This is a genomic window from Paenibacillus sp. FSL H7-0323 (assembly GCF_038002725.1).
Classification (GTDB): Bacteria; Bacillota; Bacilli; order Paenibacillales; family Paenibacillaceae; genus Paenibacillus_AQ; species Paenibacillus_AQ odorifer.
In genome coordinates this window covers 3,501,081-3,519,029 of sequence record NZ_JBBODB010000001.1, presented here as the reverse complement: position 1 = coordinate 3,519,029, position 17,949 = coordinate 3,501,081, and the positions used below count along the sequence as shown (strand labels likewise).

At 45.3% G+C, this 17,949-nt stretch carries 21 protein-coding genes and 1 other annotated feature; all 21 genes read left to right on the top strand.

Going from position 1 to position 17,949, the window contains the following annotated elements; genetic code table 11:
* Positions 1–21: 21 nt before the first annotated feature.
* The 21 genes from radC (at position 22) to MHH89_RS16000 (ending at position 17,911) form a co-directional block, all read left to right on the top strand.
* The gene (gene radC / locus MHH89_RS16100) at positions 22–711 is read left to right on the top strand and encodes a RadC family protein (protein ID WP_036685147.1); all 690 of its coding nucleotides are present in this window, start codon (positions 22–24) and stop codon (positions 709–711) included.
* A gap of 38 nt (positions 712–749) precedes the next feature.
* Positions 750–1,784 (top strand): rod shape-determining protein, encoded by a 1,035-nt coding sequence (locus MHH89_RS16095; protein WP_036685150.1) that lies wholly within the window; start codon positions 750–752, stop codon positions 1,782–1,784.
* Between the two features lie 62 nt (positions 1,785–1,846).
* Positions 1,847–2,725, top strand: a complete 879-nt coding sequence (gene mreC, locus MHH89_RS16090) for a rod shape-determining protein MreC (RefSeq protein WP_076129391.1) — start codon at positions 1,847–1,849, stop codon at positions 2,723–2,725.
* Positions 2,725–3,255 carry a rod shape-determining protein MreD gene (mreD, locus tag MHH89_RS16085; RefSeq protein ID WP_081386380.1) on the top strand — a complete coding sequence of 177 codons (531 nt, stop codon included), beginning with the start codon at positions 2,725–2,727 and terminating at the stop codon, positions 3,253–3,255. Before mreC ends, mreD begins: the two co-directional genes overlap by 1 nt.
* 79 nt (positions 3,256–3,334) lie before the next feature.
* Positions 3,335–3,994: a septum site-determining protein MinC gene (gene minC, locus MHH89_RS16080; protein ID WP_036685154.1), complete on the top strand. Its 660-nt coding sequence runs from the start codon at positions 3,335–3,337 to the stop codon at positions 3,992–3,994.
* A gap of 5 nt (positions 3,995–3,999) precedes the next feature.
* Positions 4,000–4,794, top strand: a complete 795-nt coding sequence (gene minD, locus MHH89_RS16075; RefSeq protein ID WP_036685156.1) for a septum site-determining protein MinD — start codon at positions 4,000–4,002, stop codon at positions 4,792–4,794.
* Between the two features lie 202 nt (positions 4,795–4,996).
* Positions 4,997–5,893, top strand: coding sequence for a M23 family metallopeptidase (locus tag MHH89_RS16070; protein ID WP_341087568.1), 897 nt, complete (start codon positions 4,997–4,999; stop codon positions 5,891–5,893).
* Positions 5,886–6,728, top strand: coding sequence for a M50 family metallopeptidase (locus MHH89_RS16065; RefSeq protein WP_036685160.1), 843 nt, complete (start codon positions 5,886–5,888; stop codon positions 6,726–6,728). Before MHH89_RS16070 ends, MHH89_RS16065 begins: the two co-directional genes overlap by 8 nt.
* Positions 6,729–6,782: 54 nt before the next feature.
* The gene (locus tag MHH89_RS16060; RefSeq protein WP_076129388.1) at positions 6,783–8,024 is read left to right on the top strand and encodes an Rne/Rng family ribonuclease; all 1,242 of its coding nucleotides are present in this window, start codon (positions 6,783–6,785) and stop codon (positions 8,022–8,024) included.
* Positions 8,005–8,172 carry a hypothetical protein gene (locus MHH89_RS16055; RefSeq protein WP_155288184.1) on the top strand — a complete coding sequence of 56 codons (168 nt, stop codon included), beginning with the start codon at positions 8,005–8,007 and terminating at the stop codon, positions 8,170–8,172. The genes MHH89_RS16060 and MHH89_RS16055 overlap by 20 nt, the downstream gene beginning before the upstream one ends.
* Positions 8,087–8,173: a sequence feature (ribosomal protein L21 leader region), on the top strand. It overlaps the preceding gene by 86 nt.
* A 14-nt stretch (positions 8,174–8,187) precedes the next feature.
* Positions 8,188–8,499 carry a 50S ribosomal protein L21 gene (gene rplU / locus MHH89_RS16050; protein WP_036685166.1) on the top strand — a complete coding sequence of 104 codons (312 nt, stop codon included), beginning with the start codon at positions 8,188–8,190 and terminating at the stop codon, positions 8,497–8,499.
* A 12-nt stretch (positions 8,500–8,511) separates the two neighbouring features.
* Positions 8,512–8,847, top strand: coding sequence for a ribosomal-processing cysteine protease Prp (locus MHH89_RS16045; protein ID WP_036685168.1), 336 nt, complete (start codon positions 8,512–8,514; stop codon positions 8,845–8,847).
* A 17-nt stretch (positions 8,848–8,864) separates the two neighbouring features.
* Complete coding sequence (rpmA, locus tag MHH89_RS16040; protein ID WP_036685171.1) at positions 8,865–9,176, top strand: 50S ribosomal protein L27; 312 nt, start codon at positions 8,865–8,867, stop codon at positions 9,174–9,176.
* 243 nt (positions 9,177–9,419) lie between these two features.
* Complete coding sequence (locus MHH89_RS16035; RefSeq protein ID WP_076105522.1) at positions 9,420–10,160, top strand: Spo0B domain-containing protein; 741 nt, start codon at positions 9,420–9,422, stop codon at positions 10,158–10,160.
* Positions 10,161–10,175: 15 nt separating this feature from the next.
* A complete protein-coding gene (obgE, locus tag MHH89_RS16030) occupies positions 10,176–11,486 on the top strand; it encodes a GTPase ObgE (RefSeq protein WP_036685174.1) in 1,311 nt (436 codons plus the stop codon).
* A gap of 210 nt (positions 11,487–11,696) precedes the next feature.
* A complete protein-coding gene (locus MHH89_RS16025; RefSeq protein ID WP_076280019.1) occupies positions 11,697–13,019 on the top strand; it encodes an SPFH domain-containing protein in 1,323 nt (440 codons plus the stop codon).
* Positions 13,020–13,029: 10 nt separating this feature from the next.
* Positions 13,030–13,776, top strand: a complete 747-nt coding sequence (locus tag MHH89_RS16020) for a hypothetical protein (RefSeq protein ID WP_076129386.1) — start codon at positions 13,030–13,032, stop codon at positions 13,774–13,776.
* A gap of 14 nt (positions 13,777–13,790) precedes the next feature.
* Positions 13,791–14,567 carry a hypothetical protein gene (locus tag MHH89_RS16015; RefSeq protein ID WP_076281867.1) on the top strand — a complete coding sequence of 259 codons (777 nt, stop codon included), beginning with the start codon at positions 13,791–13,793 and terminating at the stop codon, positions 14,565–14,567.
* A 66-nt stretch (positions 14,568–14,633) separates the two neighbouring features.
* Complete coding sequence (locus MHH89_RS16010) at positions 14,634–15,995, top strand: hypothetical protein (RefSeq protein ID WP_076194469.1); 1,362 nt, start codon at positions 14,634–14,636, stop codon at positions 15,993–15,995.
* Positions 15,996–16,153: 158 nt separating this feature from the next.
* The gene (locus MHH89_RS16005) at positions 16,154–16,591 is read left to right on the top strand and encodes an ACT domain-containing protein (RefSeq protein ID WP_038573029.1); all 438 of its coding nucleotides are present in this window, start codon (positions 16,154–16,156) and stop codon (positions 16,589–16,591) included.
* A gap of 33 nt (positions 16,592–16,624) precedes the next feature.
* On the top strand, positions 16,625–17,911 hold the full coding sequence (locus MHH89_RS16000; protein ID WP_036685184.1) for a homoserine dehydrogenase: 1,287 nt from the start codon (positions 16,625–16,627) through the stop codon (positions 17,909–17,911).
* Positions 17,912–17,949 lie beyond the last annotated feature (38 nt).

Below are 17,949 nucleotides of genomic sequence, written 5' to 3'. Positions count from 1 at the left end.
CCTGGGGAAAGAGGGATAGGGATGGAGTCGCAACCAATTATGCTGCGGGACCTCCCCCATGAAGAACGACCTAGAGAGCGCATGATGCATTATGGGGCGGAATCATTAAGTCAAGCGGAGTTGTTAGCCATTCTGCTGCGTACGGGAACACGCCGCGAGTCGGCTATTCATATTGCACAGCAGATGCTGGGGAAGATCGGTGGCCTGCGTGGGCTAGTTGACCTTAGCATCGAAGAACTGACCAAAATCAACGGTATCGGTCCTGCCAAGGCCGTACAACTAAAAGCAGGCATCGAACTGGGAAGGCGCCTTGCGAATTCCAGGTTCAATATGCCGGTCATTATCCGCTGTCCTGGGGACGCTGCTGAGATTCTGACTGAGCAATTGCGTTATTTGCAAAAGGAGCATTTTGTCTGTCTGTTTCTGAACACGAAGAATCATGTGATTGGACAAGAAACATTGTCCATGGGCAGCCTGAATGCTTCGATCGTTCATCCTCGTGAGGTATTCAGAGCAGCTATAAAATGCAGTAGCGCCTCTATTATATGCGCGCATAATCATCCTAGTGGTGATCCAACACCTAGTCCAGAAGATATTTCCCTAACTGCTAGATTGCTTCAGGCAGGTGAGATTATCGGAATAGATGTGCTGGACCATCTAATTATCGGAGATAGCAGTTTCGTAAGCTTGAAAGAAAAAGGACATATGTAATATAAATGTAGATTTACTTAGGAAAAGGAGAAATTAGCATGTTGGGTGGTTTCACAAAAGATTTAGGAATTGACTTGGGGACAGCGAATACGCTTGTCTACGTACGCGGTAAGGGTGTTGTTGTAAGAGAGCCTTCCGTTGTAGCCATTAACACTGATACTAAGACGATTGAAGCTGTGGGTGAATCCGCCAAAAAAATGATCGGTCGTACACCTGGAAACATCCGTGCGATCCGTCCGATGAAAGATGGCGTTATCGCTGATTTTGATACAACGGCTACGATGATTAAATATTTTATTCGTCAAGCACAGAAACAGCGTTCTATGTTCCAGCGTCATCCTAATGTAATGGTCTGCGTGCCATCTGGCATTACTGCTGTAGAGCAACGTGCGGTAGAAGATGCTACCAAACAAGCTGGAGCTCGCGAAGCTTACATTATCGAAGAGCCTTTTGCTGCTGCTATCGGCGCGGATCTGCCAGTATGGGAGCCTACAGGTAGTATGGTTGTAGATATCGGTGGAGGTACAACTGAAGTTGCTGTAATTTCGCTCGGCGGTATTGTTACTAGCCGTTCAGTGCGTGTTGCAGGTGATGAGGCGGATGAGTCCATCATTCAATACATCAAACGTCAATACAATCTGATGATCGGTGAACGTACTTCGGAGCAGCTCAAAATGGATGTTGGCTCTGCCCTTCCTCTTGAAAAGGCTGAAACCATGGAAATTCGCGGCCGTGATCTCGTAACAGGTCTGCCAAAAACACTTACAATTACTTCTGATGAAATCTGTGAAGCTTTGTCTGACACAGTGAATGCTATTATTGAAGCTGTTAAAGTAACGTTGGAAAAATGTCCGCCAGAGCTTGCAGCAGATATTATGGATCGTGGAATTGTTTTGACAGGTGGGGGAGCTTTGCTTCGCAACTTGGATAAGCTGCTTGCACGTGAGACGGGAATGCCGGTTATTGTTGCTGAGAATCCACTGGACTGTGTAGCTATTGGAACCGGTAAGGCACTTGAGAACATTCATTTGTTCAAGAGCCGCAGCGGATCCAGTCTTCGTTCGAAGAGATAAGATGATGTTCTACCACTTGTGTAAGTCAACCCCTGTTATGGGAGAAATACTGTTGTTAGAGGGTGTTGAAACTGTTTAAACTCTTAAGCAATAAACGTCTGTTTATTCTGTTGATTACACTGGTGCTGTTCATTGTGGTAATGGGCTTCAGCTTGGCAACAAGGAAAGGCTTGTCCTGGCCGGAGAACTTTCTCAGAGATTCGACTGGTTTCGTGCAAAAAATGTTCTACAAGCCCGCTGGATATGTAGCGGGCTTGTTTGAAGATATTGGAAATCTGAGTGATCTTGCTAAAGAAAATGAACAGCTTAAAATTATGGCTGCCCAGTATGCACGTGATAAAGCCCAGTATAATTTTATTAAAGCACAGAATGAAGACTTGGAAAAAAAATGGCAATTCACTAAAGAACAGAAGAATTTGTATAAGTATGAATATCGTATTGCGCAAGTAATTAGCCAGACTACAGAACCAAGCAACAGCACCATTGTAATTGATTTAGGCTCCAAAGATGGTGTCAGACCTAATATGTCTGTTATTTCAACCGATGGTCTGGTAGGTGTTATCAGTCAAGTTAGCAATTTCACTTCTACTGTGAAACTGATGACCATGATGGACACTAATGATCCTAATTCCCAGCCGCCTATTGCGGCAACTGCCTTTAATAAAGAGGGTAAGTCCTTTGGGATGATTGAGAGTTATAATCCAGAGACGAACAGACTGCTGATGACCAAGATTCCACCGGGTGATCCTATTGCAGCGGAGGATACTATTCTGTCTTCCGGTATTGGAGGCTTGTATCCAAGGGGGTTGACAATAGGCACAGTTGAAAGCGTCGATGTTGGTGAATTTGGATTAACCTCCACAGCAGTGATAAAGCCTTCAGCAGAATTTCAGGACTGGAAGCATTTGATTGTTGTGTTTACGGAGGAGCGTGCTGAATAGTGAATATGCGCAGATCAGTTCTTATTCTGATACTGTTCCTCTTATTTATTGTGGAGGGAACCATCTTACCTTGGCTGATTCCAGATGTGTGGCAGATGCGAATCATTCCGAATTTGGTTTTTGTAGTGTTATTGTTCGTGACTATATATCATCATCGGCATACAGCACTTATATTGGGATTATGTTTTGGAATGCTGCATGATGTCGTTTTTTACGGCAGAATTCTTGGAGCACACTCTTTTGCGATGGGATTGTCGGCTTATTTAATCGGCCTTTTATTTCAGATTCCACGTGCTCCGCTGCCCCTTATGATGACTGTGGTTCTGCTTGGAAGTCTACTTGGGGATAGTATACTATTTGGTATCTATAGTGTATTTAATCTTAATCAAGAACCTTATAGCTGGGCGATTTTGAATCACATGCTGCCGACGATGCTTTTTCATTTTGCCATCGGGCTACTCTTCTACATACCGGTTCGGCGCCAGCTTGAGCTAATCAAGAAAGAAACGAATAAGGAAGAAGCGGCTTAAAGAGCTTCTATTTTCTTTCTATACAAAGCAGGAATTTAAGGGGCCCGGCACGAATGAATGAGGATAGGGGGCCAGGCATATGACAGTAAAATCCAAGCATGTAAGGATTAAGGGCATCAAGGATGGCCTGATATTCCTGCTAGACGACAAATGTCCCTTTGAAGATCTTCTGAGCGAGCTTCGCTATAAGCTGGAGCACAGCCATCAAAATATTTTAACTGGACCGATTGTACATGTGGACATAAAGCTGGGCAATCGTACCGTAACTGAGGAAGACAAGGAAGCTGTGCTGGAGATTCTTAAGGGACAGGGAAATCTGTTGATTCGATCTATAGAGGCGCTTCCAGCGCCCGGCAGTGAGGATAATGACGCATTGTTTCTGATGAGCGGAATTCTACGTTCCGGTCAGGTGCTGCACCATAACGGAAATCTTCTATATCTGGGGGATGTGAACCCTGGGGGGACCATAACCTGTTCAGGCGATATTTATATACTAGGTTCGCTAAGAGGGATGGCGCATGCTGGAGTAGACGGGAATGAGGAAGCGATTATAGCTGCTTCTTTAATGTCTCCAACGCAGCTGCGAATTGCCGATATTATTAGTCGTCCGCCCGATGAATGGGAAACCCGAGAAAGCAGTATGGAATTTGCATATTTAACAAACGGAGCTATGCAGATCGATAAGATTCATAATTTGGTCAAATTACGTCAGGATTTAAATGTGTTTAAAGGGGTGTAGCCTCCATGGGAGAAGCGATAGTCGTAACCTCGGGCAAAGGCGGAGTTGGCAAAACAACCACAACAGCCAACATTGGAACCGCACTTGCACTGCAGGGCAAAAAAGTATGTCTCGTCGATACCGACATTGGACTGCGTAATCTGGATGTAGTTATGGGGCTTGAGAATCGTATTATTTATGATCTTGTGGATGTAGCGGAAGGACGTTGCCGCCTTAATCAAGCGCTCGTTAAAGACAAGCGCTTTGATGAATTGTATATGCTGCCTGCAGCTCAAACAAAGGATAAAACGGCTGTCTCTCCTGAACAAGTAAGAGATATCATTCTTGAACTAAAGAAGGAATATGAGTATGTTCTGATCGATTGTCCGGCAGGAATCGAGCACGGCTTCCGCAATGCGATTGCCGGTGCGGATAAAGCGATTGTGGTTACCACACCAGAGCATGCCGCTGTACGGGATGCCGATCGTATAATCGGACTATTAGAACAGTCGAGTGTGGAATCGCCGAAATTGGTGGTAAACCGTATTCGCCCAGGTCTTGTGAAGTCTGGGGATATGCTTGATATTGAGGATATATTACAGGTGCTGAACATTGATCTTATCGGAATTGTTCCGGATGATGAATTAGTCATTAAAGCCGCAAATAACGGAGAACCTACAGTTATGAATCCCGATTCTTCAGCTGCTATTGCCTATCGCAATATTGCACGCCGAATTCTAGGTGATGCTGTACCCCTGATGCAGCTTGACCGGAAACCGGGAGCATTTAAGAAACTTAAGAAATTTTTCGGCATGGCTTAATTTTTACTAAGCAATCCTATGATAAGAAGCATACACGGGTCCCACCAGTAGAGAAATCTATGGTGGGGCTTATTTTTTTTGAATAAATATGAATGTATGGCATTTCCGGGATTTAAATGGTCTGTCTTGGAGGGGCTTGTTCTAAAGAGACTTCCGTGCTTCATAAAATGGAAGTAAAACAAGCCCGTCCGGAGGGATAAATATGGATCAGAAATCAGATATCAAGAATCGCCGCAAGGAGCGTATTCGTAGTTTATTGGAGGAACTCCCGGAAGTCTCAGCAGTCTCAGGAGTTTCGGAAGTCCCGGAACTAGAAATAGCGGAGGCTCCCCCTTTATTTATTATGCCGGATAAGAGTACGAGCTTTAAGGAATGGGGAACAGGATTTAAGAATGCCGATCAATCCTCTGTAGAGCCCGATCCAGAGGTGATGTGGAAAAAGAGTCGTGGAGGCTGGGAGGATAACGGCGGTGGAGGCTCAAATTTTACTGCCGGTTTTATTCGGCGCTTTGTTGCTAGTGTTCTTGTGTTTGGAGCAGTGTGGGGGATTTTTGCGATACATCAGCCATGGTCCTATAAGATGCAAGATTTTATTAGTGATGCGTTAAGCAATGACATGGATTTCACGGCTGTGAGAGTCTGGTATGAGGAGAACTTTAACGGAGCTCCAGCGTTCATTCCGATATTTGGGGATAAAGATGAGCCTGCTCAAAAAGTGGCCGCTCATCATCAACTTACTGCCCCGATAGCTGGGAGCATTGTCCAGCCTTTTGCATCTACGCTAAAAGGGGTGGAAATTATGCCTCAAATCGATTCAACCTTAAATGTGACGGTGAAAAGTATAGACATGGGACGTATTCTCTCCATCTCTAAGGAGCTGGAAGGGGGCATTCGAATTGCTGTTCAGCATTCAGGCGGTGTCACTGCAGAATACGGACATTTGAGCGGCACCAAGCTGGAGGTTGATGACTGGGTGCAGAGCGGGGATTCACTCGGTTGGATGATGGAGAAGGACGTATCCTCAGCTTCAACACTATTTTTCGCAGTGATAAAAGACAAGACTTATATTGATCCTACAGAAGTGGTATCGTTTGATTAGGATCTTTGGTATCGAACTGTCACTACATCCACTGTTCGTGATCATTATGTTATTCTCCGTGGTCACGGGACAATTTCTAGAGCTGCTCACCTTATTTACGATTGTCTTCATTCATGAAATGGGACATGTCGTTGCGGCTCTTTTGGCCGGTGTTACAGTTAAGTCGGTTCAGCTTCTTCCGTTTGGCGGAGTGGCTGTTATTGAAGATCATGGGCGGCTTACAGCCAGTCGTGAGATCGGAATAGCCCTTGCCGGTCCACTGCAAAATGGAATTATGATCGTTATTGCTTTTGGACTTCAACAAGCCGGTTATGGCAATCAGGAATTTCTGACCTATTTTATTCATGCCAATGCCATTATTGGGCTTTTTAATCTAGTGCCAGTGCTGCCGCTTGACGGAGGTAAAGTGCTTCAGGCCACTATTAGTTTAGTACTTCCTTATTACTACACTTTGTTATGGACTGGACGGGTGAGTGTAGCCGCAAGTGTCCTTGTGATTATATATGCGCTGCTGCCTCTTGGAGCGGGTGGAGGCCTTAGGCTGAATATGGTCATGATCGGAGCTTTTCTGCTGTATTCGAATTTCACCGACCATCGTAATTTACCGTACCGGTTTGTTGCTTTTTTGATGAATCGGGAGGCTGTTTATGAGTATCATTTGCGAACAGGAAGCGTAGCTCGTCCAATAGTTGCATTATCTGCGAAACCTTTAGATGATATATTGCGTCTATTTAAACGTAATCAATATCATTTTATCTATGTGTTAAACGGTAAAGGAAATGTTGTTGCTGTTGTGCCGGAACAGCGCTTAATATCAACCTACTTCGGAATATAGTGTATTTATGCAGAGAATGTGAAGGAATGAACGAACGAAACCAGAGGTGAAGCCATGAAACAGATGATCGTTCACTGCACGCAGCACATTACCCGAATGGCTCTTCTGGAAAACGGAAGGCTGGTGGAGTACGCGGCTGAACGCGATCAGCAGCAAGGGTTGGTCGGCAGTTATTACAAGGGCCGTGTGATTAACGTACTTCCAGGTATGCAGGCTGCTTTTGTTGATATCGGACAGAAGAAGAATGCTTTTTTATATGTTGATGATGTATTGCATCCTAATTTGGATAAACAGCCTGATGTGAAGCCCTCTATCGAGACGCTTTTGCAGCCGGGACAGGATATTGTTGTTCAAGTGCGGAAAGAGCCGAGCGGCGGAAAAGGCGCGCGTGTAACGACTCATTATACGTTGCCCGGGCGCTGGATGGTGTACATGCCCTTTGCAGAATACGTCGGTGTCTCCAAAAAAATAAGCCGGGATGCAGAGCGCAGTCGTCTCAAAGGAATCGGAGAACGTCTGCGAATGAAAGAAGAAGGGCTTATTATGCGGACGGTTTCTCAGGACGAGCCACATGAAGCTGTGGAGGGTGATCTTTCTTTTTTGCGTGCCCAATGGGAGAATATTACACGTAAGGCACAAACGGTAGAGGCTCCCGCTTTACTACATCGTGATCTTAGTATTGTCCAACGCTTTATAAGAGATGCCTTTAATCCGCAACGGGATCAGTTGATTATTGATTCATCTGCCGCAGCTAGAGAAGCAACAGCCTTTCTGGACGACATGGCTCCTGAAGGGTACAAGCCAGTCTGTCTTTATAATGGAGCGGAGTCTATTTTCGCTGCTTATGGTATTCAGGATCAATTGCTCAAGAGCTTCAGCCGCAAAATCACGCTGGAGGGCGGAGCAACAATGATCTGGGATGAGACAGAGGCGTTAACCGTAATTGATGTCAACACCGCTCAATACATTGGCGGAGCATCGCTTGAAGAAACGGTTACTAATACGAATTTGCTCGCAGCTGAGGAGATCGGTCGTTTGATCCGGTTACGCGATACTGGTGGAATCATTATTGTCGATTTTATTGATATGGAACAAGAGCTTCACCGCAAGATGGTCACAGAGCGATTAGAGAAAGTGATCTGCAAGGATCGCACCAAAACACATATTTTGGGGTGGACAAGACTCGGGCTGCTCGAGATGACCAGAAAGAAGGCAAGGCATGATTCAGCCAGCTTTGCGCCTGTGATTTGCCAGTGCTGCGGGGGAACCGGAAAAGTTGGAGAATGGCTGGAATGAGTTGACGATAAGTCATAAGTATGATACTATCTTCAAGTATGTGTTTGATGCAGTTGATCCTGCACATGCTGTAACCGCTCCGATCGGGTACATAAGCGCAGTTCCTACGGGAATTCTGCCACCTAGACTAGGCGAGTCTGAGACATGAGGAGGTGCAAGTAAAATGTATGCAATTATCGAAACTGGTGGTAAACAATACAAAGTCCAAGAGGGCGACGTTTTGTTCATTGAAAAGTTGGAAGCTGAAGACGGCGCAAGTGTAACTTTTGACCGTGTATTGGCTGTTTCTAATGATGGTGGTCTGACTGCAGGAACTCCGCTAGTAAGCGGCGCGTCTGTAACAGCTAAAGTCGAGAAACATGGTAAAGGCGCTAAGGTTGTAGTTTACAAATACAAACCTAAGAAGAACTACCACAAGAAACAAGGTCATCGTCAACCGTACACGAAAGTAACTATCGAGAAGATTCAAGCGTAAGAAGGTGCGTTAATGATTAGCGTGCGGATTACACGATTATCGGATCTAGGAACTATCGTTGGCTTTGAGGTTAAGGGGCATGCGGGTTATGCGAAGCGTGGCGAAGATATCGTATGTGCCGGGGTATCCGCTGTAACAGTTGGAACCGTCAATTCGATTGAGACCTTGACCGGAATCTCCATGGATACATCCATGAAGAACGGATTCTTAAGTGGAACATTAAGTTCTGTTGAAGATTTCGATACTTCCGCGAAGGTACAATTGCTGCTTGAATCCATGGTCGTGATGCTGAATGATATCGCAGAATCATACGGGAAGTATATTCAAATACAGCAAGTAAATATTTAAAGAAGGAGGTTGACAACATGTTGAAATTGAATCTTCAATTGTTCGCATCGAAAAAAGGTGTAGGTTCCACAAAAAACGGACGGGATTCCCATTCCAAACGTCTTGGCGTGAAACGTGCTGACGGTCAAGCAGTAACCGGCGGTAACATCTTGGTTCGTCAACGCGGAACAAAAATTCACCCAGGAACTAACGTAGGCATCGGTAAAGATGATACTTTGTTCGCAATGGTGGATGGCGTAGTGAAGTTCGAACGTTGGGGCCGCGATCGCAAAAAAGTGAGCGTGTACCCAGTTGATGTCGCTCCGGTAGCAGCGGCACTGGAAGCGTAAGCTTACGGACCATATGAGCAAGTAGAAGCCTCCGGCATGAGTGCCGGAGGCTTTTTTGTAGAATATTCATAATTATTTGTGTTGCAAAGTTGGAATGGTTAGATAGATGTGAAATTCTCGTTATTATCTCTGGTGAACTACAGTGAACGCGTGTGTTATACTAGGAAATGGTAAATGATACTAACAAAACAAATTATCTAAACGAAGTCATGAATTTTGCGAACTGAGGGACGGGGAGAAAGAATGAAATCCTGGAAAAGTGCAATCTGGGCAGTCATGTTATCCGTAATGCTTCCTTTAGGTCTTTTGTATTGGCATACTTCTCTTCTGACGTGTCTATTACTCGGAGTCTGGGTAGTGGCAATCGTTGCTTTCAGTTTTATCTGGAGCCAGCGTCATTATGAACGGGAGCTGCGTATACAAGAGAACACTCTGCAACAGGCGGCGATTCGGACACTGAATCATCATCGACATGATTGGATGAACGATTTGCAGATTCTATACGGATATATTCAGCTTGGAAAGCCTAATAAATCCGTGGAGTGTGTGGAAAGAATAAAGGAACGCATAGCACTTGATAGTCGTATCGCTAAGTTGGGCATTCCTTCATTGGTTTTCTATATCCAATCCTTCCGAACTAACAGGTCTAGTCTGGAATTGGAAGTTCAGGTGGAGGAAGGGTTGCAGCTAGAGGACAAGCTAAATCCAGAAGCAGGAGATGAGCTGACTTCAGTGATTATGCAGACCATACGGGCTTATCAGTACAACGGGCTGGCTCCTCAGGGGGAGACGCGCAAGCTGCGCCTTGGCTTTTTTCAGGATGGAGGAGACATTCTTATCTCCTTCGAAGGCGAGGGGGAGCATGGCAATCCCGAGCTGCTCAAAGGGCAAATTTATAATATAGTACAAGGAAAAATCATGAAAGCAGAGCAGTTTAAGCCTAGCAGGGCTTATGTAGAGCTGCGATTACCGCTTGAAATGTGAGGAAGGTGAACATTTATGTTCGTAGATAAAGCTAAGATTTATGTTAAAGGCGGTGACGGCGGGGATGGTCTCGTTGCGTTTCGCCGGGAGAAATATGTACCGGAGGGTGGTCCTGCCGGTGGTGACGGAGGCCGTGGAGGCGACGTTATTTTCCGTGTAGATGAGGGACTGCGCACGTTGATGGATTTCCGTTATCAGCGCCACTTCAAAGCTGACAAAGGGATTAAAGGACGGAACAAAAGCCAACATGGAGCGAATGCGGATCATATGATCGTTCGTATTCCGCCAGGAACCATTCTGATTGACGATGATACGCAAGAGATCATTGCCGATATGACGCGTCATGGACAACAGGTTGTAGTTGCACGTGGAGGCCGTGGAGGCCGGGGTAACACCCGTTTTGCCACAGCTAATAATACTGCACCAGAGCTTGCAGAGAACGGTGAAGAAGGCCAAGAGCGTTATGTTGTTATGGAACTTAAGGTAATGGCTGATGTAGGGCTTGTAGGCTTCCCGAGTGTGGGTAAATCTACGTTGCTGTCGGTTGTGTCCGCAGCTCAGCCCAAAATCGGAGCTTACCATTTCACAACAATTACACCGAATTTAGGGGTAGTGGATGTTGGGGATGGCCGAAGCTTTGTGATGGCGGATCTGCCTGGATTAATCGAGGGAGCTAGTGAAGGCATAGGTCTGGGTCACGAATTCCTGCGTCACGTTGAACGTACGCGTATCATCATTCATGTAGTTGATATGTCTGGCTCTGAGGGCCGTGATCCCTTCGAGGATTGGGTTCTAATTAATGATGAGCTGAAGCAGTACAATGCTAGTCTAATCGATCGTCCGCAGATTGTGGCGGCGAATAAAATGGATATGCCTGAATCAGAAGAGAATCTTATTTCTTTCCGCGAACGCGTAGCTGAGGTGCGGCCGGATTTAGAAATCATGCCAATTTCATCCCTTACCCGTCAGGGTGTTCAGGAGCTCCTATATCGTGCAACGGATATTCTCGACAGCATTCCGGTTGCGCCGGTGGTTGAGGAAGTTGCTGAAACTACTGAACGTAAGGTGTATAAGCTGGAAGCAGAAGAGGATAATTCCTTTACTATTACACGGGATAACGAGGCGTTTGTGGTCACAAGCCCACGTATCGAACGTATGCTGAAGCGCATGCAGCTTAGCACACATGATGCGATTCTCAAGCTGGCACGGACTTTGCGTCATATGGGTGTAGATGCAGAGCTTCGTAAACGCGGTGCTGTAGAAGGAACGATTGTCCGTATCGCTGATTTCGAATTCGAATTCGTTGAGAACAGCAGCTACTATTAATATTTAGCTGACTATGAAGCGCCAACTATGGTTTTCCTGTAAAGGGATAGCATAGTTGGCGCTTTTTTTGTGAGGAGATCAGTAATTTTTTTCAATAAAAGAACCCAAAACACGATATATATCGTATACAATAAATATCGAAATACACTAATTCCCATTTGGGAGCGTACACGTTATTTATATATAAGATAATGAAAGAAGGAATAGCAGATGGCAATTATAGAAGTGGTGAAGTATGACGGTCCTCCAGGTATATTTGCATGGAAATATCCTAACCAGGAGCTGGGGACATGGACACAACTAATCGTTAATGAATCCCAGGAAGCGATTCTATTCAAGGGCGGACAAGCGCTTGATTCTTTTACAGCTGGGCGGCACACGCTAAGCACCGCTAATATACCTATTTTATCCAATATCGTTAATCTTCCTTTTGGTGGAAAATCACCATTTACGGCTGAAGTATGGTATGTGAATAAGACGAATTCGATGAATGTCAAATGGGGAACGAGCTCACCTTTACAGCTTCAGGATCCCAAATACAAAATTATGATTTCTGTTCGTTCTTTTGGGCAGTTTGGTGTAAAAATCGATGATCCGCGAAAATTCTTGCTGAAGCTCGTAGGGACGCTCCCGCAGTTTGATCATGAAACGCTTATCAGTTATTTCCGCGGACTGCTGATGTCGAATATAAATGAACTTATTTCTTCTTACCTTGTGCACAAGCAAATCAGCATACTGGAGATTAATGCTTATGTTGCAGAGATCTCCAAACATATTCAGGGCCGGCTAGCCTCGGCTTTCTTGGATAATGGCATTGAACTGAATAATTTCTATATTGATTCGATCAATATTCCAGAGGATGATCCGGCAACGATTCGTTTGAAGGAAGCTTTGGCTAAAAAAGCGGAAATGGATATCATGGGCTTCACCTATCAGCAGGAGCGTGGTTTTGACACGATGGAAGAAGCGGCAGGTAATCCCGGCAATCTTGGAGTGGGCATGATGAACACCGGGATGGGGCTTGGACTTGGAATGGGATTTGCTGGACCCGCTATGGATATGGTGAACCGTATGACTAGAGGGATGAACTTGGATTCAGGGACTACAGTTATACGTCAAGAGCAGCGTTCCTGCTCTAAGTGTGGAGTTATGAATCCAGTAGAGGGACGGTTCTGCAGCGGTTGTGGGCAGGCGCTTGGAGGCAACCCGCAAGGTTCTCTCTCTGCGAACAAGATCAAATGTTTTGAATGCGGGCATGAACTAAATGCGGGAGCTAAGTTCTGTCCAGGTTGCGGGAATCCTTATCGTGCTTGCCCATCCTGTAAAGCAGATAATCCTGAGGGAGCGGCTTCTTGTGTCTCCTGTGGAAAAGAAATGCCTAAAGCTTGCGGTAAATGTGGGACTATGGTAGCGCCAGGGGTGAAATTCTGTCCTCATTGTGGAGACAGCATGGTGATTAAATGCAGCGGCTGTGGACATGAGCTGAAAGCTGGACAAAAATTCTGTGCAGAGTGCGGAACAAAAGCAGGCTAAGGAGGACCTAATGAACAAAAGTAGGAGATATATATACATTATTACCATCATTTATGCGGTAGCTATAGTACTGACAGTGTTCTCGTTTATTGGATTAGGTTTCTCTGACTCACTGTTTCGGTTCATAATTTCTTTATCCGCGGTTCTGCTAGCAGAAAGTGTAATCTATGGCTATTGTATTTTTTGGCTCCGAACGGCAAGTAGCATTCAGCAGACTCCGCCTGTTCTTATCAGCGGCGCAATCATTACGGGAATCTATGCAGCCATCGTATTTGTATCGGCCTTACTCTTCGATTGGCTGCTGGAGTTACCCGCCTTGTGGTACGCAGCCGAACAATTGCTGATTCTTGTGTTAGGAGCGATCACTTTGGCCGCGATAGGGCTTTACGGGTGGAATGCTGGGGCAGGGGAACAGCAAGCCAAAAGGTCTTTACAAAAGTTTCGGCGGTATCAGAACGAATTAACTGAAATGAGTGAGCTGGCTAGTAGCTGGAAGAATTCCGAATCCGAGCAGCTAGTGAACGTGTTAGATATGTTGGAGGAAAAATTTAAGTACAGTGATCCGATATCAGAACCGTCTTTATATGCTACAGAGGATATTCTGCAGCAGCAGATTTCTCTGTTACATGATCACGTGAAGCTACTGCTGGCGACCCAAGAGCCACATGAGGGCTGGCAGGTAGAAGTAAATGAGATGTCAGAGAGTATAAAGTCTACACTTCAGCGGCGTAACCGTGAATTAGCGGCACTTAAATAGGAGGAGTTTACTACATGAACAGTTTGAACCTACAAGAGCCGTCACCGCTCCCGGGAGGAAATGCAACCGTTCCCCGGCTTAAATACGAACGTACCGGGTTTGATTATGTTATTCTCGCGGCTGCTTATCTACTGATGCCAGTTGGACTTGTGCTTGCCTTGTTACGTTTGATGACAACGCATTACAAAAATTACCGTAGACCGACTAACCTCAATCTGCTGATGCATGTATTTATTGGTGGGTTTGTTGAACTTTCTATTGCCATGTTTTCTAGTGCGCTCAATGGGGAATTTGGAACTTCTGAATTAGTATCAACGCTTATTTTAATTGCAATCATGTTTTTGACTCCAGCTTTTATACTGGCCAGTGTGACAGCGAAAGCTAAATATACCCTTTCTAAGCTTAACACTTCTTATATAGAGCTGATTCAAAATAAGAATATCCGGCATATTGGCAGTATATCTGAACGAATAGGCCAAAGTGAAAGTGATGTACGGAGAGATGTCCAGTATCTGAAGGATAAAGGACTGCTTGATATTGATGTCGCATTATCCGAAGGGCGCCAGACGCCAGAACCATCAGCAGCTAATCAAGGTTACCCTGAAAGTACTTCGGGCTTTGGAGGAACGGGGAGAACCCAAGCATCGGGGCAGCAAATACCTGCGCAGCCTCAGTCTCCGCCGCAACTGCCTAAGTCTATCCGTTGTCCGGGGTGCGGAGCCCAGAATACTGTGCTCCCAAGCCAATCTAAAAGCTGTGATTACTGTGGAACGAAGATCCCGTACAATTAATGCCGTCAACCAACAGATTAGCTGCATCGCATATAGGATTACATAAATAAGGGGATTAAAGACAAAATGAGTGGATTGGATATACGCAGACAGCCGCCGGCATCGGGAAAACCTGTGTACAAGCATGAATATGAGCGGACGGCGTTTGATTATACCACTATTGTGTTTGCGTATGTATTTGCTCCGGTTGGCTTTATATTGGCTGCCATTCGGTTATTATCTACACATTCCAAGAGACAGCGCAAAGCAAGCAATATTAACCTGTTTTATCATGCGTGTATGGGTGCCTTTGTAGAATTGGCGATCTATTTCATTATTAGCAAGCTACTCGGTCAAATCGATTATGTCGCACTCTTGATCAGGCTGGTGATTATCTACGCATTGTTTAGGATTCCCGCCATCAAATTATCCGTTAGGGCCGTAGGATGGAGAGAGGGATTCACCTATCTTTGCAATGACTATATCGCATTGGTTCTTGTGGACGGCATAAGGCATATCGGCAGCCTATCCGATATCCGCGGATTCAGTGAAGAGAATGTCCGCGAGGTTTTGGAATATTTAAAAGATCAGGGAGTGCTTTCTCCAGATATTGTTTATTATGAAGGACGTGTAGACAATTCATTTGTGAAATTGCCGCCGAAGCTTATTTATTCCAAACGGGCACAAGCACTGGTGCGTGCGCCTGAGAATAACCTTCGCTACCGTAACAAACGAGACCAGACAGTGTTTGATCGAATCATCATGGCGATTGCCTATTTGTTTGCTCCGCTTGGGTTTGTACTTGCGATGCTTCGTTTTGTAAGCACTCATTATAAGAATGAGCGGAAATCATTTAACTACAAATTGCTCTATCATGTATGTATGGGAGCTTTTATGGAACTTGCTGTCCTCTTCGCCGTGGGGACCTACAAAGGGGATTTTAAGTGGTACACTTTATTGATCATTCTGGTGGTCCTCTACGTGATCTTTATAATTCCGGCAGACAGCTTTGCAGGGAGGGCTACCTTCGCAACAGAAAACTTTGATTTTCTGTGCAAGAAGTATCTCATGCTGATCGTAGTGGATGATGTTAGGCATATTGGTAATTTAGCTGATATCACGAAACAAAGTGAAGATGATGTACGTAGAGACCTACGGTATTTGGTGAGATGGGGGTTACTTGCTTCTGATCTTGTCTATTATGAAGGACGTGTTAAGCTCTTAGATAAACAACCGCCCAATCTTGTACATCCTGACCGGGCACAGCCCTCCGCGGCAACAGAGAACCAGCCATCATCTGGACGGCAGTCATTGCCGGAGAATAGGCCTAAGCCACCTGTCCAACTGCCGAAATCCATCGTTTGTCCGAGTTGCGGTGCTAAGAGTAGAGTACTTCCTGGGCAGGATAAAATCTGTGACTATTGCGGGACGACGATTCCATACAGCTAGTGTACATACGATTGCCTTCTGCCCCCGGGAATCCGGGGGTTTTACTACACCTAACTACCCGGCCTTGGAGCATCCAGATAAAGTTATTGCATTTTACAAGCCTTTTCCGATATAATGTCCACTAAGAAAACACAAAAGTCTTTGAGGTGAGGACGTTCGTGAGAGAACGCTATTATTTGGTCCGGGAGGACATATTGCCTGATGCTGTACTTAAGACTATGCAGGTTAAACAATTGCTTGAGGCCGGGGATGCGAAGACCGTAAATGAAGGTGTAGAGCAGGTGGGATTAAGCCGAAGCGCTTTTTATAAATACAAGGATGGAATTCACTTGATCCATCAGCTCGAACGAGAGCGGATCGTTACGATTTCCATGGATTTGGAGCACGAATCTGGAATGCTTTCCAAGGTACTAGGCTCTGTAGCAGGACATGGGGCTAATGTGTTGACGATTCACCAGAGTATTCCGCTGCAAGGCCGGGCAAATGTGGTGATCTCCGTAGAAATTTCACACTTAAATGAGGAGCTCGGAGAGATGCTGGATAGTCTGAAAGAGATTCCAGGAGTGAAGCGTGCTTTAATCGTTGGACAGGGATAGGAACTATATTCGTAAACTTTTAGGAGGAGACAGATGAAGCCGGTTAAAGTGGGGTTGCTGGGCCTGGGAACAGTAGGCACAGGTGTAGTTCGTATCGTGGAAGGGAATCAAGAGGATTTAAGCAGCCAGGTAGGCTCTTCAATTGTCATTGAACGTATAGCTGTGAATAATTCTAATAAACCACGCGAAATCGAGGTTGATCCTGCTAAAATAACGACAGATCCATGGGATGTGATTCGTGATCCTGAAATTGATGTCATCGTTGAAGTTATGGGGGGAATCGCGGGAACCAAAGAATATATTCTTGAAGCTTTGGAACGCGGTAAACATGTCGTAACTGCGAACAAGGATTTGATGGCGCTGCACGGCTCGGAGATTCTTGCTAAGGCGCAGGAGAAGCAATGTGATGTCTTTTATGAGGCTAGCGTAGCAGGAGGCATTCCGATTATCCGCACACTTATCGAGGGCTTTTCCTCAGATAAGATTATGAAGATTATAGGTATCGTGAATGGAACGACTAATTACATACTAACCAAAATGAGCCAAGAAGGCGCATCCTATAATGATGTGTTAAAAGAAGCGCAGGATCTGGGATACGCAGAGTCTGATCCAACCTCGGATGTGGAAGGCCTGGACGCTGCCCGCAAAATGGCGATTCTCGGAACCTTAGGTTTCCGTACTAATGTGGAGCTGCATGATGTAAGTGTGAGTGGGATTTCTCAGGTGAGTAAGGCGGATATCGCCTTTGCGAAACGTCTCGGATATGAAATTAAGCTGTTAGGCATCGCTGAACGTCAGGATGAAGAATTCAGCATCAGTGTTCAGCCAACCTTGATTCGGGCTAGTCATCCCTTGGCTTCCGTCAATGGCGTGTTCAACGCAGTTTACGTATACGGGGAAGCAGTGGGAGAGACCATGTTCTACGGTGCGGGTGCGGGCGCAATGCCAACTGCAACCTCAGTGGTAGCTGATTTGGTAGCTGTCATTAAGAACCTTAAACTAGGTGTGAATGGATTGAAGCAAAAAGTACCTTACAAGCAGAAAAAGCTTAAGAGTGATGAAGCTATTTTTTATAAAAACTTTTTGCTTCTGCATGTTGATGATAAAGCAGGGGTATTGGCTAAGATTACTCAAGTGTTTGCCGAATATGATGTAAGTTTGGATTCAGTAGTTCAGCAAGCCAATCCCAATAATCCTGATGCGGAGATCATTATTGTCACTCATAACGCTAGTAAAGCAAGCATGAACAAAGTGCTGCGCCATTTCGAGGAGCTGAAAGTCATCCGCCGGATTAAGAGCCATTATCGTGTGGAAGGTTAACCAAGCCACTGAACTAATACTTTCATATTTCAAAACAT